Source organism: Cupriavidus sp. 22TCCZM01-5, assembly GCF_057798915.1.
Genome location: NZ_JBYOJR010000030.1, coordinates 51,993 through 73,581 on the forward strand (window position 1 = coordinate 51,993; position 21,589 = coordinate 73,581).

A 21,589-nucleotide genomic window follows, 5' to 3' on the forward strand; every position below is an offset into this window, starting at 1 on the left:
GGGCCGTGCCTAAGCTGAAGCCACCGAGGTTCGCCTCCCTTCCCCATGGAAACCGGTCCACCATGGCAAAAACCACGCGCCAGGCCACCGAAGATGCCCGCACCGCCGGCGGCAAAGCCCCGCCCGCGCGCAAGCGCGGTCCCGACAGCCTGAGCCGGTACCGCCAGATGCGGGACTTCGCCGCCACGCCCGAACCGGGCGGCGTGCGTGAGCGCGCCCTGACATCCAGGCGCGGCACCGGGCGCACACGCGCCTTGTCCTTTGTCATCCAGAAGCATGCCGCGCGCCGCCTGCACTATGACTTCAGGCTGGAGCTGGACGGCACCCTGAAGAGCTGGGCCGTGCCCAAGGGCCCGAGCCTCGACCCGGCCGACAAGCGCATGGCCGTGCACGTGGAGGACCACCCGCTCGAGTACGCGGGTTTCGAAGGGGTAATTCCGCCCGGCCATTACGGTGCGGGCACGGTGATCGTGTGGGACCGCGGGGTATGGGTGCCGGATGGCGATGCCGATGCGGCCTATCGCGCCGGCAAGCTGAAGTTCGAGCTACGCGGGGAGAAGCTGCACGGCCACTGGACCCTGGTGCGCATGCATGGCAGCCGCCAGAAGGAACAGGATGCGTGGCTGCTGATCAAGGAGCGCGACGATGCCGCCGTGCCCGCATCTGAACTCGACGTGACCGAGGCCCTGCCGGACAGCGTGCTGGCCGGCACTTCCCGGGCGGCGGCGGCGCGCAAGAGCGGGAAGTCCAAGGCAACCGGCAAGCGCAAGGACCATGACACAGCCAGGGCCCTGCCGCGCCGCGCTGTCGCCGCCGCGCTGCCGCTCGCCCTGTCGCCGCAGCTTGCCACGCTGGTGGAACGCGTGCCCGCCGATGCCGGCGCCTGGCGCTACGAAGTCAAGTTCGATGGCTACCGCGTGCTGGCCCGCATCGACGGCGACGACGTGCGCCTGTTCACGCGCCAGGGCCACGACTGGACCTCGCGCCTGAAGACGCTGGCGCGCGAAGTGCGCTCGCTAGGCTTGCCCGACGGCTGGCTCGACGGAGAAATGGTCGTGCTCGGCAAGCACGGGGAGACCGACTTCCAGGCCTTGCAGAACGCCTTCGAGACCGCGCACGTCGAATCGATCCAGTACTTCGTGTTCGACCTGCCGTTCTATGCCGGCCACGACCTGCGCAAGGTGCCGCTGGCGGAGCGGCGCGCGCTGCTGCGGCGCCTGTTCGAATCCAGCACCGCGCCGCGCCTGCGTTTCAGCGAAGACTTCGAGGCCGCGCCGGACGAGATGCTGGAAGCCGCGTGCCGCATGAAGCTCGAAGGCGTGATCGGCAAGCGCGCGGATGCGCCGTATGTCAGCACGCGCAGCAATACCTGGATCAAGCTCAAGTGCACCCAGCGGCAGGAGTTCGTGATCGGTGGCTACACCGAACCGAAGGGCAGCCGCGCCGGCCTTGGCGCGCTGATGCTCGGCGTGCATGACAGCGCCGGCCGCCTGCGCTACGCCGGCAATGTGGGCACGGGGTTCGATACCCGCACGCTCGCGAAACTGCGCGCACAGCTCGATGCGCTGCGTACCGACAAGGCGCCTTTCGACACGCTGCCAGGGTCAGCCAAAGGGCTGTGGGTGCGGCCCCGGCTGGTGGCGGAAGTATCGTTCGGTTCCTGGACGCGCGACGGGCGCGTGCGGCATGCGGTCTTCCATGGCCTGCGCAGCGACAAGCCCGCCAGCGCGGTGTCCGTGGAACTGCCCGCTGCGCCGGCCGGCGGCAAGCGCGAGACCGGTGCCGCGCGCAAAGGCAAACCCACCGCGGCACAGGGCAAGGTTGCCATCAGTCACGCCGAACGCGTCATCGACACGGCCAGCGGCCTCACCAAAGGCGATTTGGTACGCTACTACGAGCGCGTGGCACCGCTGATGCTGCCGCACCTGCGCGGCCGCCCGATCGCCATGGTGCGTGCGCCTGACGGCGTGGCCGGCCAGCAGTTCTTCCAGCGGCATGGCGACACGCTCAGGGTGGATGGCGTCAACGTGCTCGATCCCAGCTTGTGGCCGGATCATCCGGCGCTGCTGGAGATCGTCTCGGAGCACGCGCTGGTGGCGGCGGCCCAGCTCAATGTCGTGGAGTTCCACACCTGGAACGCCAGCAAGCACAGCATCGACCGGCCCAACCGCATCGTCTTCGACCTGGATCCCGGTGAAGGCGTGCCGTGGCCCCATATGCGCGAAGCCGCGGCGCTGATGAAGGCGTGGCTCGATGAACTGGGGCTCGGTAGCTTCGTGAAAACCAGCGGCGGCAAGGGCCTGCACGTAGTGGTGCCGCTGACGCCACGCGCGGGCTGGGACGAGGTCAAGGACTTTGCCCGCGACGTGGTGCTCCACATGGCCGCCACGATCCCCAAGCGCTTCGTCGCGAAAAGCGGCGCCCGCAACCGCGTTGGCAAGATTTTCATCGACTACCTGCGCAATGGGGTAGGCGCCACCACGGTGGCGGCGTTCTCCGCACGTGCGCGCAGCTGCCTGGGCGTGTCGGTGCCGCTCGCCTGGGACGAGCTTGACGGCCTCAAGGGCTCCGACCAGTGGACCGTGGCCAATGTGGCGCCACGGCTGGACGAGATCGCGCGTCACGATCCGTGGGACGCCTATGCCGGTACGCGCCAGACCCTTACGCGCGCAGCCGCCCGGCTGGCGCGCGCCGGAAGGAGCAAGCCATGACCCGGTCCTTCATCCGCTATATGCGCCACGTACGCCAGGCGCTGCCACGTCCTCCACGGCGCGCGCTGGTCGCGGCGATGCTGATGGCCGTGGCCCTGCCGGCAGGTGCGCGCCTGCCGGCACCCACGCCGGAGCAGCAACAAGCCGCCGACGCGCGCAAGGCCAGGGAAGCCGAAGAGGCAAAGCACCAGGCCGAACGCCTGGCCCAGGCGCAAGACCGGATCGCCGCGGAGTTTGGCAGGAAGGGAGCCGGCACTGCCCCGGCAGCCCCCGACGCGGGCCAGGTTCCGCAAAAGGCCGCGGAAGCGCCGCAGTCCGCGGGCCCGCACGGCGGCACTTCTCCGAGCGCCGAGGCACATAGCGGCGAAGTGGCACGGCACTAGCAGAGGCCTGCCGTCGGCACGCCTTTTGCGCATCCCCCCTGTGGTCCCACCAATAAGGGATCGACCGTCCGCTCAGTCACAGAAGGGGGAACGCACCGTGAGCATAGCCAGGCATGTAATTCGTACAAAACCCGCGCGGCTGCACCAGGCAGTTTTTGCAGCCTTTAGCGTCTTGAGCGTCGCATGGCCCCGATGCGAAGGCTGGCGGCCATGAACACGAACGCCTCCCGCAATGGCCCGCTCCTTCTGAACGTCGAGGACCGCGAGGGAGCGCGCTACGTCAAGAGCAGCATCCTGCAACGGGCCGGCTTTTCGGTGATCGAAGCGTCTACCGGCCAGGCTGCGCTGTCGCTGGTGCGCCAGCACGCGCCCGCGCTCGTATTGCTGGCACTGGAGCTGCCCGATATCAGCGGCTTTGAAGTCTGCAGGCGGCTCAAGACCGATCCCATCCTGGCGCGCACGCCGGTCCTGCTGACCTCACCCGCACTGGCCAGTTCCGTGCAGCGCGTGCAGGCGCTCGAGTGCGGTGCTGACAGCTTTATCGCCGAGCCGTCGGAGCCCGAAGAACTGGTCGCAAGCATCCACTCCCTGTTGCGCCTGTGCCAGGCGGAAGATGCCTATCACCGCACCAGCCAGGCGCTGCACGATAACGAGGACATGTTCCGCCAGCTCGCGGAATCACTGGTCGACGTGGTGTGGCTGCTGGACGCGCGCGAGCGTCGCCTGCTTTTCGTCAGTCCGCGCCTGGCGGAACTGTGCGGCCAGTCGCCTGAAAGCTTGCTCGAAGCCCCGCAACGTTGCCTTGACCGCGTGATCCCGTCGGATCGGGCGCGCGTGGCGAGCGCCTTTACCGCCATGCTCGGCGACGGCAGGCTCGATATCGAATTCCAGCTCATGCATGCCGACGGCGGCATCCGCGAGATTCGCGCGCGCGCCTTCCCGTTGCATCGGGCCGGTACTTCGGCCCTGCGCGTGGCGGGCACCTGCCAGGACGTGACCACCCAGAATCGCGCGCGGCGCACGTTGCGGGGCGAAGAGCACCGCAAGGAACAGTTCCTCGCCATGCTCGCGCACGAACTGCGCAACCCCCTGGCCCCGATGCGCAGCGCCGTGGACCTGCTGGAGCAACCCGCCCCCACGCCCGCGGACATGTTCCGCGCGCGCGACGTGATCGGCCGCCAGCTCAGGCACCTGGCACAACTGGTGGACGATCTGCTCGACATCGCCCGCTTCAATCAGGGAACAATTACGCTACGGCAGGACCTGGTCGAGTTGCGCGGCGCGCTCAACACCGCGGTCGAATCCGTCCGGCCGGTCCTGGAAGCGCAGCGGCACACGCTGCGCCTGGCGTTGCCCGAACAGCCGTTGCCGGTACGCGGCGACATGGTCCGGCTCACCCAGATCTTCAGCAACCTGCTGCATAACGCCGCTGCCTACACGCCGGCAGGCGGCCAGATCAGCATCGGCGCGACAACCGTCGACGGACGCGTCGCCGTGCGCATCCACGACAACGGCATGGGCCTGACCGGCCCCCTGCAGCGCTTGCTGTTCGATCCGCTGGCACCGATGGAGTCCGGTGAGCCCGGTACAGGGAACGGTGCCGGCGGCGCATCGGATACCGCCGGCACGCATCCTGCCGTGCTGGAAGGCCCTGGCATCGGCCTGACGCTGGTGCAGCAACTCGTGCGGCTGCACGGCGGCAGTGTCCGGGCCGAGAGCCCGGGCCCTGGCGAAGGCAGCACGTTCATCGTCGAGCTCCCCGTCGAGCCATGGCAGAACTGGCATCCGGCGGACACCATCACGCCGCGGCCATCCGGTCCGCCGCGCGTGATCATGGTGGTGGACGACAACACCGACGCCCTGGAAGCGATGAGCATGGCCCTGCGCACGCTGGGACACACCGTGGTCACGGCGGCGGACGGAGAGAGCGCCGTCGCGCGCGCGCCGCAAGTCAAACCCGATGTGGTGTTGCTTGACCTGGGCATGCCCGCCATGGACGGCTACGAGACCGCCCGGCGGCTGCGAGCCTTGCCTGAGATGCGCGGCGCCACGCTGGTGGCGCTGACCGGCTACGGCCGGCCGGAGGACCGCCGCCGCGCGCTGGAAGCGGGCTTCGACCGCCATCTGGTCAAGCCGGCCAGCCTGGACGCCCTGACCCGGTTGTTCGAGGAGCCCGGCGGCTGACGCGGCCGCCGCACCAATCAGCCACTACCTGGAGTCCCGGACCATGCATACCACCCCAGATCCCGACATCCCTTCGCGCAAGCCGGAAGTCCCGCCGCCGGAACCGCCGCCGGGGCCGCCCGAACCCGTCATCGACCCGCCACCGGGCGACCTTCCGCCCCCGCCGCCGCAACGCGCGGGCGCTTGAGCTTGAGCGAGGGAGACCTATCGTGTCACGCATCATCTGGAAGGGCGCGATCAGCTTCGGCCTGGTGAATATCCCGGTCGTGCTCCGACCCGCATCGCGCAGCCAGTCGCTTGACCTCGACCTGCTCGACGTGCGCGACATGGCACCGGTCGGCTACCAGCGCATCAACAAAAGCACGGGCAAGCCGGTCGACAAGGCGCACATCGTCAAGGGCTATCAGTACGAGAAGGGCGAGTATGTCGTGCTGAGCGACGAGGACTTCCGGCAAGCCAATGTCGAAGCCACGCAAACCGTGGATATCGTGAGCTTCGTGCCCACCGGCGAGATTCCTCCTTACTACTTCGACACGCCCTATTACCTGGAACCCGACAAGCGCGGCGAACGCGGCTATGCGCTGCTGCTGGAAACCATGCGCCGCACCGGGCGCGCAGCACTCGCGCTGGTCGTGCTGCGCAACCGGCAGCACCTGGCCGCCATGCTCGTCGAGGACGATGCACTGGTGCTGAACACCATGCGCTTCGCCGACGAAGTGCTGCCGATCCCGCACCTCAAGCTGCCGAAAGCATCCCGCGCCAAGGCCAGCGGCGCGCACGCGCGCGAAATCGGCATGGCCGTCAAGCTGGTCGAGGACATGAGCGAGGCGTGGTCGCCTGAGCGGTACCGCGATACCTATCGCGACGACCTCATGGCGCGCATCGAGGAAAAGATCGAAACGGGTCACACCCATCAGCTCACGCCAGCCGCCGAAGAAGCGGAAGCGCCGCGCCAGGGCGCGAAGGTCATCGACATGGTGGCCCTGCTCAAGAAGAGCCTGGATCACCACGGCAAGCGAGAGACCGCCAGGAGCGAGCCAGCGGAAACGAAGGCGCCGCGCAAGACCACGCGCGGCACCGCGGCGAAGAAGCATGCAGGCGCTGCCAGGCGTGCGGCCGGCAGCCGCGCGTCCGCTAAGCGGCCTACCCATGCCGCTGCGGGCAAGTCATCCTCCACTACGCGGAGCCCCGCGCGACGCAGGCAAGCATAGAAGCACACATACACACATAGCCTGCGCCACTGGCTCGGCTCCGTGCTGGCGCCCGACCGGGCGCCAGTCATTGATCGGCGCAGTCAGCGCGACGACACCTTCAGGCTGTCGTTGACCGACGTTACCCCCTCGACGCCGCGGATCGTCTCCAACGCCATGTCGTGCTGTTCCTTGCTCGGCACAGTGCCGCTCACATTGACCGTGCCATCCTTGGTCTTGACGTGGATGCCCGTGGATTTCAGGTCCTTGGCCGTCAGCAGCTTGGTCTTGATCTTGGTGGTGATAGCGCTGTCCGTCACGGCTTGCTTGGCCTTGTCGGCGCCCATGTCATGGCGGGCCGGCGGCGCCGTGTCGCGGTCGATTTCTGCCCTTCCCGGCATGCCCGGCGCGGAATTGGCCGGCGGCGGCGCGGCCGTGTCGACGGCCGCGCGCAGGAAACCGCCAGAATCAAGCGCGAAAGCGCTGCCCGCGACGGCCGCCAGTGCAGCCGCCAGGCAGGCCTGGCGCAGCATCGGAGCGGTAGGTCGGCTGGTTTGCATGGTTCTCTCCTTGCAAGGTGACCGGACTGCCACCCCAGCGCGTGCGCTGCTTTCGCGACATGGCGTGGAGCAGTCCTCAAGGTTCCTCTCTGCAAACGCCGTACCTGCGAGTTCCGGAAAGCCGGCCGGCGCCTGGCGCGGTGCCGGCTGCGCAACCGGCCCGTGGCTGTGTAAATCAGAGCAGCGCTTTGTAAATCCGGAGGCAAGCCGTCGCCGCCATCCAGCGGAATCCCGCCACCAGCGGCGTCGCCGGGCCTGGCATGCGGCTTGCGGCAAAGCTTCACGCGGCAGTTCGCCGCGTTATGGAGACAGCAATGGGACAGCAGCAACAGCAGCCGGGGCAATCGCAGCAGGGCCAACAGGGTCAACAGGGCCAGCGGCAGCAGGAGCAGTCGCAAAGCGGCCAACGCAGCGGCCAGCAAGGTTCCAACCAGGGCCAACGCTCTGGCGGCGGACAAATGGGTAATCAGGACAAGGGTAGCGGCCAGCAGCAGCAGGAAAGCGGCAAGGGCTCGCAGCAGGGCCATCAGCAGGGACAGGGAGGCTCGGGCGGTCAACGCCAGCCGTGAGGCTGATATGGCTGATGGGCGCCGATCCCCGGTGCCAACGCCATGTTTCTCCGGGCGGGCAGCAACATGCGGTGTTGCCAGAAGCCGGGATTTGAATGAGCCGGAGTTCTTCGGGATTCCGGCTCTTTTTGTTCTTTTGTACCTGCACCGGCCACGGCGATTGCGCGGTGGGACCTACACGTTCGCGTCTTCCCGTGTATTCTGACCGTGACTCGCAACGCATCCAGCCACCTTTGCCAGCTTCCACCGATCCGGCGGCGGGTCGCCGCCAGGGCCAGTATCTCGACCGCATTTCCAGCCGCCTGCGCACCACGGCCGGGGCGCAGGTACGCGCACTCACGCGCAGCAACTCAGGCCTGACGCTCGACTACGACAACCCGCCCGGCGACCCCGGGCTATTTGGCCCCGACGCGGTCTGCTGGCGCGTGCATGCCGATTTCCCGGCCATGCTCGCCGGCGGCGTCAGCGCCCTGCTGATGCAGACGCTGCACCCGCTGGCGCTGGCCGGCGTCTGGGACCATTCGACCTTTCGCGCCGATATGCAGGGCCGGCTGGGGCGCACCGCGCAGTTCATCGCGGGTACGACCTATGGCAGCCGCGCGGACGCCCTGGCACTGATCGACCGCGTGCGGCGCATCCACGCGCACGTCAGCGGCAGCGCGCCGGACGGCAGGCCCTACGCCGCCGACGACCCGGCATTGCTGACATGGGTGCACGTGGCGGAAGTCTCCAGCTTCCTGGCCGGCTACCTGCGCTATGTGGGACCACTGAGCGAGGCCGAGCAGGACCGCTACTACGACGAGGTTGCGCAGATTGCCGAACGGCTCGGCGCCACCGCCGTCCCGCGCTCGCGCGCGGCGGTGGCGGCCTATCTGGAAGCCATGCGCCCCCAGCTCGAAGCCAGCGCGCGCACGCGCGAGGTAGCGCGGCTCGTGATGAAATTACCCGTCGCCAACCCGATGCTGGTCCCGGCGGTGCGCGTGATGGCCTACGCGGGCATTGCGCTGCTGCCCGACTGGGCGCGCCAGATGCTGAACCTGGATCGCCCGTCGATCCGACGCCCCGCGTCGCTGGCTGGAATGCGCGTGCTGGCGCCGACACTGCGCTGGGCGCTCGGTGCGGGACTGGCCGCGCGCGCGCGGCGGCGGGTGGCGCGCGGCGCCTGAGCCGGCGTCAGGCTACTCGGCCGCCGCCGAGGCCGCGGCAGGGCTGCCGCGCAGCGTGGCTTCGCGCAGGCGCACGACCAGGAATGGCGACAGCAGCGACACGGCCGCGCTCAGCAGGAACAGCAGCCGGAACGCGCGCTCGGCGGCTGCGCGCACCGCTGCCGCCTCTGCCGCCGGCGTGTCGGCCGCCAGCGCCCGGTGGAACATGCTCATGAGCACGTCTTCGCCGCCGGACAAGTCCGTCACCGTCATGCCGCCGTGGCGCAACAGTGCGATCAGCAGCGTGGTCAGCACCGCCACGCCCACCGCCCCGCCGAGCATGCGCGAAAACGACGTCAGCGCCGTGGCAATCCCCACCTGCTGCGGCGGCACGGCGTTCTGCGTGGCAACCAGGCCACTCGGCAACTGCAGGCCGATGGCGAACCCGAGGGCCACCATCACCAGCGCGCTCAGCCATACCGCAACCGGGTCGACAAAGGCCAGCGCCACGATGGCCAGCGGCGCCACGCAGGCACCCGCCATCTGCAGCGGCTTGTAGCGGCCGGTCCAGGACATCAGCCGCCCCGCCGCGAACGCGCCGAACGGAATCGCCAGCGTAAGCGGCACCAGCCGCAGCGCGGCAGCATCCGCCTGCGCGCCGCCCACGACCTGGAAGCGCAGCGGCAGCAGCACCGACATCGCGATCAGCTGGAAAAAGCAGAAGAACAGCGTGGCGCAGCAGATGGCCACGGTCGGCACGCGCAGCATGGCGAGCGGAATCACCGGGTCGGCCGCGCGCCGCTCCTGCCAGAGGAACAGCGCCAGCGCGGCCACCCCGGCGACCAGCAGGGCAAGTGAATCGGTGCGCAGCGGCGACTGGCCCTGCCCCAGCCGTGTGAGGAACACGAGCACGCCACTGAGCCCGCCACCGAACAGCAGCGCGCCGAGGTAATCGATGCGATGGCGCCGGCCGCTGACAGGCAGGAAGCGCAGCGCCCGCCGCACCACCACCAGCGCCAGCAGGCCCAGCGGAAGGTTGATCCAGAAGATCCAGCGCCAGGACAGGTAATGCGCGAGGTAGCCGCCGATCACGGGCCCGGCCATGCTGGCTACCGCCCACACGCCGCTCACGTAGCCCTGGTAGCGCCCCCGCTCGCGCAGCGGCACCACGTCGGCAATGGCGGCCTGCGACACCGAGATCAGCCCGCCCCCGCCCAGGCCCTGCAGGATCCGCGCTGCGATCAGCTGCGGCATGGTCTGGGCCAGCGCGCAGACCACCGAGGCCAGCAGGAACAGCACGATCGCGAAGGACAGGACCGAGCGCCGGCCCAGCACGTCCGACAGCTTGCCGTAGATCGGCGTGGCCACGGTCGAGGCCACGAGGTAAGCGGAGATGACCCAGGCCATGTCCTCGAAGCCGCGCAGCTGCAAGGCAATCTCGGGCAGTACCACGGCGACGATCGACTGTTCGAGCGCGCCCAGCAGGATGGCGAGCATCAGGCCGAACAGGATCTGCATCACCGGCGGCTGAGGCGCCGCGGTCGAGGAGGTCGAAGAGGACGGGGGTGGAGCATCTGCCGCGCGGGGCGGCTGGGAGGGAACGGCGGTCATCGGCACCAGCGGCGGCAGGCATGGCCGCCGCGACGGGCGCCGCATGCGCCAGGTGGACCGGCCTGCTCTTGCTTCGAAGATCAGGAAGAGCGGCCATTGTAGGCGCTTTGCGACATTGGCGCCGGCGCGGCCCGGCGCGCATGGTCTGTGGCGCGGCGCCGCAGCCGGGTCAGAAGGTTTCCCAGTCGCCGCTATCGGCCATGGCCGGCTGGCTGGGCGCCGCAACCCGGCGCGCCCCGGACTTGAGCACCGGTTCCTGGCGCTGACGTGCGACAGGCTGGCGCTGTGTTGCCGGCTGCGCAGGTGCGCGCCTGGCCAGCACCGGCTGTGGCGTCGCCTTGCGCTGCACTGGCGGACGCACCGCCGCCGGCACGGCTGGCGCACGGGTGCTGCGTGCCGGTACGGCACGTGCTGCCGGTGCCGGCTGCGGCGGCGCCGGCGCGGGTTCCAGCTGCCGGGCCGGCGTGGCGGCGGCCGACGCATGGCCCGCGGCAGAGTTCTGGGCGACGTCGAACCGGCCCACCTCGCTCACCAGGCCGCCGGCCTGCTGCATCAGGCTCTCCGCGGCGGCGGCGGCCTGCTCCACCAGCGCGGCATTCTGCTGGGTCATGCTTTCCATCTGCGTGACGGCCAGGCTGACCTGCTCGATGCCCGAAGTCTGCTCCGAGCTGGCCGCGGAAATCTCGCCCATGATGTCCGTCACGCGGCGCACCGCGCCGACGATGTCGTCCATGGTCTTGCCGGCCTGCTCGGCCTGGCGTGCACCGTCCTGCACCTGCCGCACCGAGCCGCCGATCAGCTCGGCGATCTCCTTGGCCGCGGCCGACGAGCGCTGGGCGAGGTTACGGACTTCGGAGGCCACCACCGCGAAGCCGCGGCCCTGCTCCCCGGCGCGCGCCGCTTCCACCGCGGCATTGAGCGCCAGGATATTGGTCTGGAACGCGATGCTCTCGATGACGCCAGTGATCTCCGCCACCTGCGTGGACGATTTGGAGATGCTGTCCATGGTCTGCACCACGTCGCGCACGACGCGCCCGCCTTCGCTGGCCACATCCGACGCATTGACCGCGAGCTGGTTGGCCTGCCTGGCGTTGTCGGCGTTCTGGCGTACCGTGGAAGTGAGCTGCTCCATCGAGGCTGCGGTCTGTTCCAGCGAAGCCGCCTGCTGTTCCGTGCGCTGGGACAGGTCGGTGTTGCCGCGGGCGATCTCGCGCGTGGCGCCGTCAATCGAGCCGGAGGCCTGCTGGATGCCATGCACCAGTGCCGCCAGGTGGCGGAAGGCACGTTCGAGCGCCGCCAGCATGCGGCCCATTTCATCGCCGCTGCGCACATGGAACGCGTGGCGCAGGTTGCCGGTGGCCAGCGCCTCGGCGGCCTCAAGCGCTTCGCGCGCGGGGCCGGTGATTGACCGCGTGATGGCCGTTCCCATCACCACGGCAAGCAGCACCGCCAGCGCCGTCAGGCCCAGCAGCACGCTGCGGGCCCAGGCGAAACCTTCGTCGGCCTGCTTGACCGCGGCCAGGGACAGGTTGCGGCCGCCGGCCATGATCTCGTCGAGCTTCCCGAAATAGGGGCCTTGCGCCGCGGGCAGGGTCGCCACCAGCGCCGCGCGCGCTCCGACGAACTCGCCCGAGCCCAACTGGCGCAGCACCATGTCCAGCTGGCCGTTATACCCTTCGCGCGCGGTGACTAGATCGGAAAAGGTCTTCTGCAGGTCGGCACGGCCGGAAGCCGCGATCAGCTTGCCCAGCGCATCGAGCGTGCCGCCCATCTCCTTGCGCATGCCGTCGATACGCTGCGTATTCCGCTGGACCAGCGCGGAATCTTCGGTCAGGGCGGCATCGCGCACCATCACGCCGATTTCCAGCGCATTTTCCTTGACGTGGCCCAGGTCGATCACCTTGAGCAGGCGCCCCTCCACGGTCAGGTGCATGGAGGCATTCATGCCCGCCAGCGAGGCCACGCCATATACCGCGACACCGACCAGCAGCAGCACCACCAGCGTAAAGGCCAGGGACAGGCGGGTCCCTATGCCAAGGTTTCTCAACCAGGCCATCTCACTCCCTCCGGACATTCCGTGATCAATTTTCTTGTCGTGTGCGCGCACGGGATCGTTGCCGCTCACAACCGCCGCACGGCTGCCTATCGGCGATGACCGAACACTTCTTGAAGGGAATTTGGAATTGAGGGGGAAAGTGCCCGCATTTCGTCCGATGGGCGCCTCGGACTGTGCCTTTTAATCCTGCCAGGCATCCCGGCGGTCACACGGCAGCGGTGCGCCGAGAGGCGTAGCCGGTTCGACGTGGGCCCCCAAAAAAAGAAGCCCACGCGCGGGGTGCTCGTAGGCTTTCCAGGACTGCTTCAGAGCCAGTTAGCTCTGGTATGAATATAAACGTGCTTACATGAGGTGTAAATCCCGCTTCTATCAGTAAAGGCCCCAATTGAATGCGCATAGAAAGCCACTTCTCGGCGCCGTTCGGCCTGGGGCCGGAGTTTCGGGATCATCCTATGTCAGTGCACACTTATGTGCAAATCGCCAGTTTGTAAGCATTTCAGGAAGTCTTCGGCCGGTCTGTCGGCCTCGGTCGACAGACCCATAACTCGAACGAGTTAGAAAATGCAACAAATTATCTAGAGCAAAACCTCTAGTTCATTGACGAGGAATCGATCCGTCGGTGTTTGTAAAAATTTGTTACTCTCGTCCCTGAAGTATTCCCCTTCTCACCTGGCCGCACCGGTCGCCGGCAAGCGCGTGAAAGACAAGGACCCACGTCCGGATCCGGCGCACGCCGCGGCGCACACGGGGCCTGCGCCTGTTGCCGGTACCGGGAGCGAATGTTTCGCCCATCGCGCTGACAGGACCATACTAGTTAACAGTACTAGTAGTCGGCGGACCGCCATCAGCCGCCAGAACCCATGCGGGCTCTTCCGGAGTCGTTGTGAAGAAGGAAACCAGGCCCCCGCGAAACAGCCGGAAGCTGCAGCACCAGCAACTTGCGCCCCATGCTGTCAGCCGCGCTCCGGTTGTCGTCTATCTGTGCAATGGCACCCGGCTGCAAGGCGTGGTGATCGCCCTGGACGACTATTTGCTGATGCTCGCGAAGGACGTGCACGACAGCAAGCCGCTTGTCGTATACAAGCACGCCATTGCCATGATCACACCGGTCCACCCGTACGGCGAGGCCGCGCCGGCGCCCGAAACGGACACATCGCCGGATTTCGTGCCTATCTATATGCCGCGCAAGCGCCGGCGGCGCTGACCCCGCCGCGGAACGCGGCGCTCCCCCAAGAAATTTTCAAGCCCAGGGGCCACTGGCAACGGCTTGCAAACGTCGCGCCTGGCATTGGTCCTGCACGCCAAGACGCTGCAAAGATCACTCTAAACCTTTGCAAAGCGTGGTCGATAACCTTTGCAACGGAGGCACTACAGCACTGCAACGCAGTCGGCCAACGTTACGGCATCCGCCGGACTGTGTAAATCACTGCAAATAGGAGTCGCAACTATGGCGTCCATCATCAATACCAACTCGTTGTCTCTGATGACTCAGAACAACCTGAACGCTTCGCAATCGTCGCTGAACACCGCGATCCAGCGCCTGTCGTCGGGCCTGCGCATCAACAGCGCCAAGGACGATGCCGCTGGCCTGGCCATTGCCAACCGTTTCACCTCGAACATCAACGGCCTGACGCAAGCCCAGCGCAACGCCAACGACGGCATCTCGCTGGCTCAGACGACTGAAGGCGCCCTGACCGAAGTGACCAACAACCTGCAACGTATCCGTACGCTGTCGGTGCAGGCCGCCAACGGCTCGAACTCGGCTTCGGACCTGAAGTCGATCCAGGACGAAATCACCCAGCGCATGTCGGAAATCGACCGCCTGTCGCAACAAACCGACTTCAACGGCGTGAAGGTGCTGTCGTCGACCGCCAAGCCGGTGAACGTCCAGGTTGGCGCAAACGACGGCCAGACCATCGCTGTCAACCTGCAGGAGATCAGCACCAAGACCCTGAACCTGCAAAGCTTCAATGTGAATGGCCCGCAAGCCACGGCGACTGCCTCGTTCGCCGGTACCGCTTCGATGGCCGTGCCCGCCGTCGCTACCGCTGCAAACTACCAGGCTGTCTTCGGCGCTACGACCGCAGTCAGCGCCAACACCGTTACTGAGGCAACGGGCGGCACGCTGGCCCAGACCCTGGGGATCGCTGCGGCTAGCGTCGCGGTCACCGGCACGGCCGTGGTGGACAAGAATGGCAACTGGTTCGCTGAAGTCGCCATCACCCCGGCAAACGCGACCGAAGCCCAAGCGCTGCAAAACCAAGGCATGACCCAAGCCACGGCCGCTACCGCCATGTACACCTACGTGGCGCTGGATATGTCGAACGTCGATACCACCACCACCGCTGGCACTGCTGCATTCACGTTCGACACCAGCAAGCTGACCGCCGCCAACCTGACGGCTGGCGCTTCGGCCAACCCGATGGCCACCCTGGACGCAGCTCTGCAGAAGGTAGACAGCCTGAAGAGCTCGCTGGGTTCGATCCAGAACCGCCTGGATTCGACCATCGCCAACCTGGGCACCACGATCACCAACCTGTCGTCCTCGCGTTCGCGTATCCAGGATGCCGACTACGCAACGGAAGTGTCGAACATGACCCGCGCCAACATCCTGCAACAAGCGGGTACCTCGGTCCTGGCCCAGGCCAACCAGACCACGCAAGGCGTGCTGTCGCTGCTGCGTTAATTGACTGACGCGTAGCACCGGTGCCGGGCCTCGTGCCCGGCGCTGTCGTGGAATGTTTCCCCAGGGCTGCGGCCCTGGGAAAGCATTTCAAGAACCCACTGAGTCGAGACGATCATGGCTACTGCCGCTACCACTTCGTCCGCGCTGCCTGCCGCGCTGGCGACCCAGCTGACCGAGTGGCCAGACCGCCGGGTAACCGGCGCATCCGCCGAAGCGACCGCTTCCGGCAAGCCTGGCACAGTCGCACAGGACGGCAAGCAGCGATCGCTCTCGCTCGATGCCGCGCTCGAGCGCCTGACCGACGCGCTTCGTACCGCCTCGGTCAGCGTCCAGTTTGAAATTGACAGCACCAGTCACCGCGTCATCACCAAGGTGATGGACAAGACCAGCGGCGAAGTGATCCGGCAGATTCCCACCGAAGAGCTTGTGCGCATCTCCGATGCGATGACCCAGCTGCAGGGACTGTTCGTGAACCAGCCCGCCTGAGCCGCCTGGCGGAGCCCGGATTTGAAGTAGCACACTGGAGTAGAAGACATGGCAACAATCTCTAACCTTGGCGTAGGCTCGGGACTCGATCTTGGCTCGCTGCTCGACCAGCTCACCACCGCCGAGCAGGCTCCGCTGACGGTCATCCAGCAAAAGCAGAGCAGCTATCAGACCAAGCTGTCTGCCTATGGCCAGCTGCAGAGCATGCTCGCCGCATTCCAGGGCACGGCCAACCAGCTCTCCAAGCCAAGCTTCTTCAACGCGGCTACCGCCACCTCCAGCAACACCAGTACCCTGACTGCCACTGGCAGCAACACTGCCGCCGCTGGCAGCTATGCGGTCAACGTCACCGCCCTGGCCCAGGCCCAGTCGCTGGTTAGCACGGGGCAACTCAAGCAGGATGCGGCCATTGGTACCGGCACGATCCATATTGACTTCGGCGCCATCACCGGCGGCACGCTCGACACCAACGCAGCCAGCCCGACCTATGGCAAATACAGCGGGGCGAGCTTCACTGCGAATATGGGTTCGACCGGCTTCGATATCACGATCGACCCGAGCAACAACACGCTGCAAGGCATCCGCGACGCCATCAACAAGGCCAATGCCGGCGTGACTGCCAGCATCATCAACGACGGCTCCGGCACACCTTACCGGCTGGTCCTGAACTCGAACAATACCGGCGCCTCCAACAGCATGCGCATCTCGGTCACGTCGAGCGACGGCACCAACGCGCTGTCCAATCTGGTTGCCAACGATCCGGCCGGCACGCAGAACCTGCAGCAGACCGTGGCGGCCCAGAATGCGGCGCTGACCGTCAACAACATCGCAATCCAGAGCGCAAGCAACCAGGTCAGCGGCGCCGTGCAGGGCGTGACGCTCTCGCTGGCGCAGACCGGCACCAGCAACGTCATGGTCCAGCGCGACACCGCGTCGATCCAGAATGGCGTGCAGGCCTTTGTCACGGCTTACAACAATCTGCAGAAGGCAGCCACCAGCCTGTCGGCCTACGATCCGACCACGAAAACCGGTTCACCCCTCACCGGCGACGGCGTGCTGCGCACGATCCAGACCCAGATCCGCGGCGTGCTCAACACGCCTCAGCCGGGCAGCGGGTCGAACGCCATCACGGCACTGGCACAGGTAGGCATCGGGTTCCAGCTCGATGGCACGCTGGCACTGGATACCACCAAGCTGAACAAGGCCATGAGCGACAACCCGAGCGGTGTTGCGGCCCTGTTCGGCAATGACGACGGCAAGAGCGGCTACGGCAACCAGCTGAGCACGACCATCACGGCGCTGACCAACAGCAAGGGGGCCCTGACGGCCGCCACCGACGGCATCAACCGGAGCCTGAAGGACCTCAGCGCCCAGTACAGCGCGACCCAGGACCGCGTCAATGCAACCGTTGCCAACTACCGTGCGCAGTTCACCCAGCTGGACATGATCATGGCCAAGATGAAGAACACCAGCACCTACCTGACGCAGCAGTTCAGTGCCTTGAGCAATTCGTCGAGCAGCAAGTAATCCAGCAAGCCTTTTCGGGGAGCCGATCGCCATGTACGCGCGCAATGCCATCAACGCCTATTCCCAGGTCGGAGTCCAGACCGGGGCCATGAGCGCCAGCCCTCACCGGCTGATCGTCATGCTGTTCGACGGGGCACGCGCCGCCATCGCCAGCGCCCGGTTCCATATGGAGGCCGGCGATATCCCGGCCAAAGGCAACGCGATCTCCAAGGCGATCGACATCATCGTCAATGGCCTCAATGCCGCGCTCGACCATGAGGCCGGCGGCGAAGTCGCCGCCGATCTCGAAGCGCTCTATGACTACATGACACGGCGCCTGCTGCAGGCCAACTTGCGCAACGACGCCGCGCTGCTGACCGAAGTCGACGGCCTGCTCGGCAACCTGGCCTCCGCCTGGGCCCAGATTGGCGAGCAGCCGCAGGCTGCGGCGCCAGCACAAGCGCCGGCTCCCTTGCTCGTCGTGGAAAACTGAGATGCATCCGTTCGAACTGAAAGCTTCGAGTCCGGTCACCCGCGGGTACGAAGAAGTGCTGCTGCTCTCCGAGCAGATGCTTGAAGCTGCGCGCGCCGGCAACTGGGATGCAATGAGCGAGCTGCAACAGGTCTATGTCGCGGAAGTCGATCAGTTGCGTGCCCTTGGCCCACAGCCGGCGCCGTCGGCGGAGGAGCGCACCCGCCGCTATCGCCTGCTCGAGCGCATTCTTGCGCACGATGCGGCCATTCGCCAGATCGTCATGCCGCAGATGTCGCAACTCGAAGCCCTGCTGGGCAGCTCGCGCCGCAAGCAGGAGCTCGGGCGGGCCTACGGCGCGGCAATCTGATCCCCGGGGGCGGTAGCCATGCCTGCGCGCACGCTCCGCCCTCTCTCCGGCATCCGCCTGTCTCCAGGCCGCTGACAGCCGGCCACGCTACCGTGGCTCCCCGTCCTATTGGCTCTCACCATGACCGGCCTGCTCCTGCCTCCCGACGCCTCACTGACACCGCGTCCCGATACGCAGACACTGCGGCCGACCCTGTCGGTCAACAAGCTTGCCGCACTGCTGCCGGCGCCCGACGTCACCCAGACCAACCCGCGCAACACCGGCGAAGCCGGCAACGCGGCAATCCAGGGCCAGCGGGTGCAGGATGCCGGGGGCATGCTCAATGGCAGCGGCCCCGCTTCCACCACGTCGACACGCGAAACCCTGAGCTTTGCCGCGCGCACGATTCTCGACCTGCTCGGCAAGGCGGCGGATAGCCCATCGCGAGCCGCGGCAACGCTGATGTCCGCGCCACCGACCCCAGCAACCGCCGCCGCCCTGCCGGCTGCCCTCGCAGGGCTGGTGGAGCATAGCGGCCTGTTCTATGAATCGCATCTGGCCGCATGGGTCAATGGCGCGCGGACGGTGACGGAAGTCAGGAAGGAGCCTCAGGCATCGCTGGGTATGCCTGCGCAGAACGCCGAACCGGACGAAGGGCAGGGACGGCCAGTCGCACTGCTTCCCGCGCCGGCAGCCAGACCAGATACTGCGGCACATCCGACCACCGGACTTGCCACGGGCGATACGGCCGACGGCCCAGCCGACATGCTCGCGCCGGCGCTGGCCATGCGGACTGCGCCCCGCGATCCATCTGACGATCCGGCACGAGACCGGGCGCACGCGTACCGTGTCGAGTCAGCACCCGCGGATGACCAGGCCCAGCCGCTATCGCGCGGCCTGGCGCCCGCTCCGCACACCGGTGCGGGCCCTGCCGCAACGCCCCAGCAGGGCGCACAACGCTACGAGGCCATGGCCCGCGCGGGCGACCCGCTGCCCGCTGCCCGCGCGCCGCAACATGTGGACGACGGCCTGGGCAACCTGCCTGCAAGCGCGGCGCCGCCCGGACCCGCCGTGCATCCCGGCGCCGAAGCGCTGGTCCGCCAGCAACTCGAACTGCTCGCCTCCCAGCAATACCGCTGGACGGGCGAGGCATGGCCAGGCACCCACATGGCATGGGAAATCGCCCGCGACCACATCGGCGCCGATGACGAGGCCGCCGGCGCGGCGAAAGCGGTTCAGACCTGGTCGACCCGTTTGCTTCTGGAGCTACCCGAGCTGGGAACGGTCGAAGCAAGGCTTTCCCTCTCGCCTGGCGGCGGGCTGGGGGCGCGGCTGGTTGCCGACGCCTCCGAGGTTGCCAGCCGCTTCGACGACGCCCGGAGCAGGCTGCGTGAACGCCTTGCGGCTAACGGCATCGAACTGGTGCAGTTCACGGCCGGAACCGGAACCTCCAAAAGGTCAGGAGGTGCGCGATGAGCGGACGCGACCTGCGGCGTGGCTCCGCCGTGGCACTGGCCTACGACAAGCAGGACAGCGCCCCGCGTGTCGTTGCCAAGGGCTATGGCGTCGTCGCGGATTCAATCATCGCGCGTGCGAAGGAAGCGGGCGTCTACGTACACGACTCCCCCGCACTGGTCAACCTGCTGATGCAGGTGGATATGGACTCACACATTCCACCGCAACTCTACGTCGCGGTGGCAGAGTTGCTGGCGTGGCTCTACCAGCTGGAGCAGGAAAAGGCCGACGATCCGCATTTCGGCCCCGCATGATCCGCCCGCCAACCGCGTGGGCTCATACAACGCATTCACCATGACTACCATCACCGCCGCGACACGCAAGAAGCCGCTGCTTGATGCCCTGACCTGGAAGCTCTTCGACTTCGAAGACTATCTCTTCGAGAAGCGGCACGGACTGGATCTCGGCGGCATCATTGCGGCCAATGAACTGATGGACAGCGATCGCCTGCCCGTTGCTCATGCTTCGGCCTACCACGCGGTCTGGTGCAGGAATCTGCGCGAGCTGTTTGCCGAAGCCGAACGTACGGGCGCAACGTTCGACAACTTCATCGATCTCGGCTCGGGAAAAGGCAAGGCCTGCTTCTACGCGCATATACGCAAGCCATTCAAGAGAATTGTCGGCGTCGAGCTCTCCGACAAACTGAATAGCATCGCCAATTGCAACCTGGCGAAGTTCCGGTCGGGTAGTGCATCCAATATCTCGTTCACCAGTATCGACGCCACTGAGTTCGAACTGCCCGATACGAGCAATCTGATCTTCATGTTTAACCCGTTCGACGACGTGATCCTGCGCAAATTCGTCGCGCGAAACCTGGAGCACCTCAGGAAAGGGATGTCGATGATCGCCTATGCCAATGACGTGCACCGGGCAACGCTCGGTGACCTGGGCTTTTCGACCGTGTTCCGGAACCCGCAACGGAAGCTATCCCTCCATCGCTTCCGGTAAGCCACACGGCCCTGCCGGCATCACACCAGGCTGGAATTCGCGATCGCGGCCGCTGGTATGCGTTCGCTCAGCATTGCCCGTACGGCAGCGCCGACGCGTGCGACGTCGGCACGCTCCAGGTTCAGCCCCGATGGCAGATTCACGCCGTGGGCCGCGATAGCGCAGGCGACGGTATTGCGCGCGCGCGCCGCGCCCGCCTGCGGAGATGCGCGATAGGCATCGAGACTGCTCAGCGGACTGAAAAAGGGGCGGGAATCGATCCCCTGCTCGTTCAGCGCCTGGATAACCGCAGCCTTCCCCCCCAGCCATGGGGGCAGGATCGCCGTCACCATCCAATAGCTATTGTGCACCGCCTGCGCTTCCTGGTTCAGCACGATCCCTTCGCAATCACCAAGCTCTTCGCGATACCAGCCAAAGATCTCGCGCTTTCGCTCCACGAGCGCGTCGATACGCTCGATCTGCGCCAGTCCGAGCGCGGCCTGGAGGCTGCTCATCTTGTATTTGTAGCCCACTTCGGCATTCTGAAACATGGTGTCACCCGGGCGGCGGCCGTGATCGCGCAGGACCATGACACGGCGATAGATCGCTTCATCATCGGTAATCAGCATGCCGCCTTCGCCGGTGGTCAGCGTCTTGGAGCCATGAAAACTGAAGGTTCCCGTTACGCCAAGGGTACCGGCCGCGCGACCGCAATAGCGCGATCCCGCGGCTTCCGCCGCGTCCTCGATGATGGCGATCCCATGCCGGCTCGCGATCTCGGCCAGCGCCGCATAGTCTGGCATGTTGCCGTACAGGTCCACGGCGATTACTGCCTTCGTGCGAGGCGTGATGCAGGCGGCAAAGGACTGCGGCGACAAGCACCAGTTGCGAGGATCGATATCGGCAAACACCGGCGTGGCACCGACATAGCTGACCGGCGCCGCACTGGCGATCCACGTGCAGTCAGGAACGATCACCTCATCGCCCGGACCGATACCCAGCGCAAGCAGTGACAGGTGCAGCGCCGATGTGCAGGACGGCAGCGACACCGCGTGGCGCACGCCGTGGTACTCCGCGAAGGCACGCTCGAAGCGATCGTTATAGACGTTGGCGTTGGCGTACCAGGCATTGGTCACGGCGTCCGTGACATAGGCGATTTCCTTCTCAGTGATCGAAGGACCAGAAACCGGAATGCGCTTCATGATGGTTCTATCCGAGTATGCCCGGCCAGGACGGCCG

At 66.7% G+C, this 21,589-nt stretch carries 20 protein-coding genes; 16 read left to right on the forward strand and 4 right to left on the reverse strand.

What is annotated here, in order from left to right; genetic code table 11:
- Positions 1 to 62 precede the first annotated feature (62 nt).
- The 5 genes from ligD (at position 63) to ku (ending at position 6,489) form a co-directional block, all read left to right on the forward strand.
- Entirely contained in the window at positions 63 to 2,711 is a 2,649-nt protein-coding gene (ligD, locus tag AC3FNH_RS24000) for a DNA ligase D (protein WP_488721803.1), read from the forward strand.
- Entirely contained in the window at positions 2,708 to 3,094 is a 387-nt protein-coding gene (locus tag AC3FNH_RS24005) for a hypothetical protein (RefSeq protein ID WP_488721804.1), read from the forward strand. The genes ligD and AC3FNH_RS24005 overlap by 4 nt, the downstream gene beginning before the upstream one ends.
- A gap of 210 nt (positions 3,095 to 3,304) precedes the next feature.
- Positions 3,305 to 5,278, forward strand: coding sequence for a response regulator (locus tag AC3FNH_RS24010; protein ID WP_488721805.1), 1,974 nt, complete (start codon positions 3,305 to 3,307; stop codon positions 5,276 to 5,278).
- Between the two features lie 43 nt (positions 5,279 to 5,321).
- A complete protein-coding gene (locus tag AC3FNH_RS24015) occupies positions 5,322 to 5,465 on the forward strand; it encodes a hypothetical protein (RefSeq protein ID WP_276102414.1) in 144 nt (47 codons plus the stop codon).
- Between the two features lie 22 nt (positions 5,466 to 5,487).
- Entirely contained in the window at positions 5,488 to 6,489 is a 1,002-nt protein-coding gene (gene ku / locus AC3FNH_RS24020) for a non-homologous end joining protein Ku (RefSeq protein WP_488721806.1), read from the forward strand.
- A gap of 83 nt (positions 6,490 to 6,572) precedes the next feature.
- On the opposite strand, the gene AC3FNH_RS24025 is transcribed toward ku, so the two are convergent.
- A complete protein-coding gene (locus AC3FNH_RS24025; RefSeq protein ID WP_488721807.1) occupies positions 6,573 to 7,028 on the reverse strand; it encodes a BON domain-containing protein in 456 nt (151 codons plus the stop codon).
- A gap of 314 nt (positions 7,029 to 7,342) precedes the next feature.
- On the opposite strand from AC3FNH_RS24025, the gene AC3FNH_RS24030 reads away from it, so the two are divergent.
- Both AC3FNH_RS24030 and AC3FNH_RS24035 read left to right on the forward strand, forming a co-directional pair.
- Positions 7,343 to 7,597 (forward strand): hypothetical protein, encoded by a 255-nt coding sequence (locus AC3FNH_RS24030; RefSeq protein ID WP_488721808.1) that lies wholly within the window; start codon positions 7,343 to 7,345, stop codon positions 7,595 to 7,597.
- 233 nt (positions 7,598 to 7,830) lie between these two features.
- Positions 7,831 to 8,763: an oxygenase MpaB family protein gene (locus AC3FNH_RS24035; protein WP_488721809.1), complete on the forward strand. Its 933-nt coding sequence runs from the start codon at positions 7,831 to 7,833 to the stop codon at positions 8,761 to 8,763.
- Between the two features lie 12 nt (positions 8,764 to 8,775).
- Here AC3FNH_RS24035 and AC3FNH_RS24040 read toward each other — a convergent pair whose 3' ends face one another.
- Complete coding sequence (locus tag AC3FNH_RS24040; RefSeq protein WP_488721810.1) at positions 8,776 to 10,353, reverse strand: MDR family MFS transporter; 1,578 nt, start codon at positions 10,351 to 10,353, stop codon at positions 8,776 to 8,778.
- Positions 10,354 to 10,522: 169 nt separating this feature from the next.
- A complete protein-coding gene (locus AC3FNH_RS24045) occupies positions 10,523 to 12,409 on the reverse strand; it encodes a methyl-accepting chemotaxis protein (protein WP_488721811.1) in 1,887 nt (628 codons plus the stop codon).
- 883 nt (positions 12,410 to 13,292) lie between these two features.
- On the opposite strand from AC3FNH_RS24045, the gene AC3FNH_RS24050 reads away from it, so the two are divergent.
- From AC3FNH_RS24050 to AC3FNH_RS24090, 9 genes are all read left to right on the forward strand, one after another.
- The gene (locus tag AC3FNH_RS24050; protein WP_488721812.1) at positions 13,293 to 13,613 is read left to right on the forward strand and encodes an RNA chaperone Hfq; all 321 of its coding nucleotides are present in this window, start codon (positions 13,293 to 13,295) and stop codon (positions 13,611 to 13,613) included.
- Between the two features lie 243 nt (positions 13,614 to 13,856).
- A complete protein-coding gene (locus tag AC3FNH_RS24055) occupies positions 13,857 to 15,095 on the forward strand; it encodes a FliC/FljB family flagellin (RefSeq protein WP_488721813.1) in 1,239 nt (412 codons plus the stop codon).
- Positions 15,096 to 15,209: 114 nt separating this feature from the next.
- Positions 15,210 to 15,581 carry a flagellar protein FlaG gene (locus tag AC3FNH_RS24060; protein ID WP_488721814.1) on the forward strand — a complete coding sequence of 124 codons (372 nt, stop codon included), beginning with the start codon at positions 15,210 to 15,212 and terminating at the stop codon, positions 15,579 to 15,581.
- A gap of 48 nt (positions 15,582 to 15,629) precedes the next feature.
- The gene (gene fliD, locus AC3FNH_RS24065; protein WP_488721815.1) at positions 15,630 to 17,108 is read left to right on the forward strand and encodes a flagellar filament capping protein FliD; all 1,479 of its coding nucleotides are present in this window, start codon (positions 15,630 to 15,632) and stop codon (positions 17,106 to 17,108) included.
- A gap of 31 nt (positions 17,109 to 17,139) precedes the next feature.
- On the forward strand, positions 17,140 to 17,580 hold the full coding sequence (fliS, locus tag AC3FNH_RS24070) for a flagellar export chaperone FliS (RefSeq protein ID WP_488721816.1): 441 nt from the start codon (positions 17,140 to 17,142) through the stop codon (positions 17,578 to 17,580).
- A 1-nt stretch (position 17,581) separates the two neighbouring features.
- Positions 17,582 to 17,929 (forward strand): flagellar protein FliT, encoded by a 348-nt coding sequence (locus tag AC3FNH_RS24075; RefSeq protein WP_488721817.1) that lies wholly within the window; start codon positions 17,582 to 17,584, stop codon positions 17,927 to 17,929.
- 120 nt (positions 17,930 to 18,049) lie between these two features.
- Entirely contained in the window at positions 18,050 to 19,384 is a 1,335-nt protein-coding gene (gene fliK, locus AC3FNH_RS24080) for a flagellar hook-length control protein FliK (protein ID WP_488721818.1), read from the forward strand.
- Positions 19,381 to 19,677, forward strand: a complete 297-nt coding sequence (locus AC3FNH_RS24085) for an EscU/YscU/HrcU family type III secretion system export apparatus switch protein (protein ID WP_488721819.1) — start codon at positions 19,381 to 19,383, stop codon at positions 19,675 to 19,677. The genes fliK and AC3FNH_RS24085 overlap by 4 nt, the downstream gene beginning before the upstream one ends.
- 40 nt (positions 19,678 to 19,717) lie before the next feature.
- Positions 19,718 to 20,371: a class I SAM-dependent methyltransferase gene (locus AC3FNH_RS24090; protein WP_488721820.1), complete on the forward strand. Its 654-nt coding sequence runs from the start codon at positions 19,718 to 19,720 to the stop codon at positions 20,369 to 20,371.
- Positions 20,372 to 20,391: 20 nt separating this feature from the next.
- On the opposite strand, the gene AC3FNH_RS24095 is transcribed toward AC3FNH_RS24090, so the two are convergent.
- Complete coding sequence (locus AC3FNH_RS24095; protein ID WP_488721821.1) at positions 20,392 to 21,552, reverse strand: DegT/DnrJ/EryC1/StrS family aminotransferase; 1,161 nt, start codon at positions 21,550 to 21,552, stop codon at positions 20,392 to 20,394.
- Positions 21,553 to 21,589: the final 37 nt, after the last annotated feature.

Coding starts and splice junctions, on each gene's coding strand:
- AC3FNH_RS24090 (WP_488721820.1), top strand. CDS start 19,718: ATGACTACCATCACCGCCGCGACACGCAAGAAGCCGCTGCTTGATGCC.
- AC3FNH_RS24010 (WP_488721805.1), top strand. CDS start 3,305: ATGAACACGAACGCCTCCCGCAATGGCCCGCTCCTTCTGAACGTCGAG.
- AC3FNH_RS24095 (WP_488721821.1), bottom strand. CDS start 21,552: ATGAAGCGCATTCCGGTTTCTGGTCCTTCGATCACTGAGAAGGAAATC.
- AC3FNH_RS24085 (WP_488721819.1), top strand. CDS start 19,381: ATGAGCGGACGCGACCTGCGGCGTGGCTCCGCCGTGGCACTGGCCTAC.
- AC3FNH_RS24045 (WP_488721811.1), bottom strand. CDS start 12,409: ATGGCCTGGTTGAGAAACCTTGGCATAGGGACCCGCCTGTCCCTGGCC.
- AC3FNH_RS24005 (WP_488721804.1), top strand. CDS start 2,708: ATGACCCGGTCCTTCATCCGCTATATGCGCCACGTACGCCAGGCGCTG.
- fliS (WP_488721816.1), top strand. CDS start 17,140: ATGTACGCGCGCAATGCCATCAACGCCTATTCCCAGGTCGGAGTCCAG.
- AC3FNH_RS24015 (WP_276102414.1), top strand. CDS start 5,322: ATGCATACCACCCCAGATCCCGACATCCCTTCGCGCAAGCCGGAAGTC.
- AC3FNH_RS24040 (WP_488721810.1), bottom strand. CDS start 10,353: ATGACCGCCGTTCCCTCCCAGCCGCCCCGCGCGGCAGATGCTCCACCC.
- AC3FNH_RS24025 (WP_488721807.1), bottom strand. CDS start 7,028: ATGCAAACCAGCCGACCTACCGCTCCGATGCTGCGCCAGGCCTGCCTG.
- AC3FNH_RS24060 (WP_488721814.1), top strand. CDS start 15,210: ATGGCTACTGCCGCTACCACTTCGTCCGCGCTGCCTGCCGCGCTGGCG.
- fliD (WP_488721815.1), top strand. CDS start 15,630: ATGGCAACAATCTCTAACCTTGGCGTAGGCTCGGGACTCGATCTTGGC.
- AC3FNH_RS24055 (WP_488721813.1), top strand. CDS start 13,857: ATGGCGTCCATCATCAATACCAACTCGTTGTCTCTGATGACTCAGAAC.
- ligD (WP_488721803.1), top strand. CDS start 63: ATGGCAAAAACCACGCGCCAGGCCACCGAAGATGCCCGCACCGCCGGC.
- AC3FNH_RS24075 (WP_488721817.1), top strand. CDS start 17,582: ATGCATCCGTTCGAACTGAAAGCTTCGAGTCCGGTCACCCGCGGGTAC.
- AC3FNH_RS24030 (WP_488721808.1), top strand. CDS start 7,343: ATGGGACAGCAGCAACAGCAGCCGGGGCAATCGCAGCAGGGCCAACAG.
- fliK (WP_488721818.1), top strand. CDS start 18,050: ATGACCGGCCTGCTCCTGCCTCCCGACGCCTCACTGACACCGCGTCCC.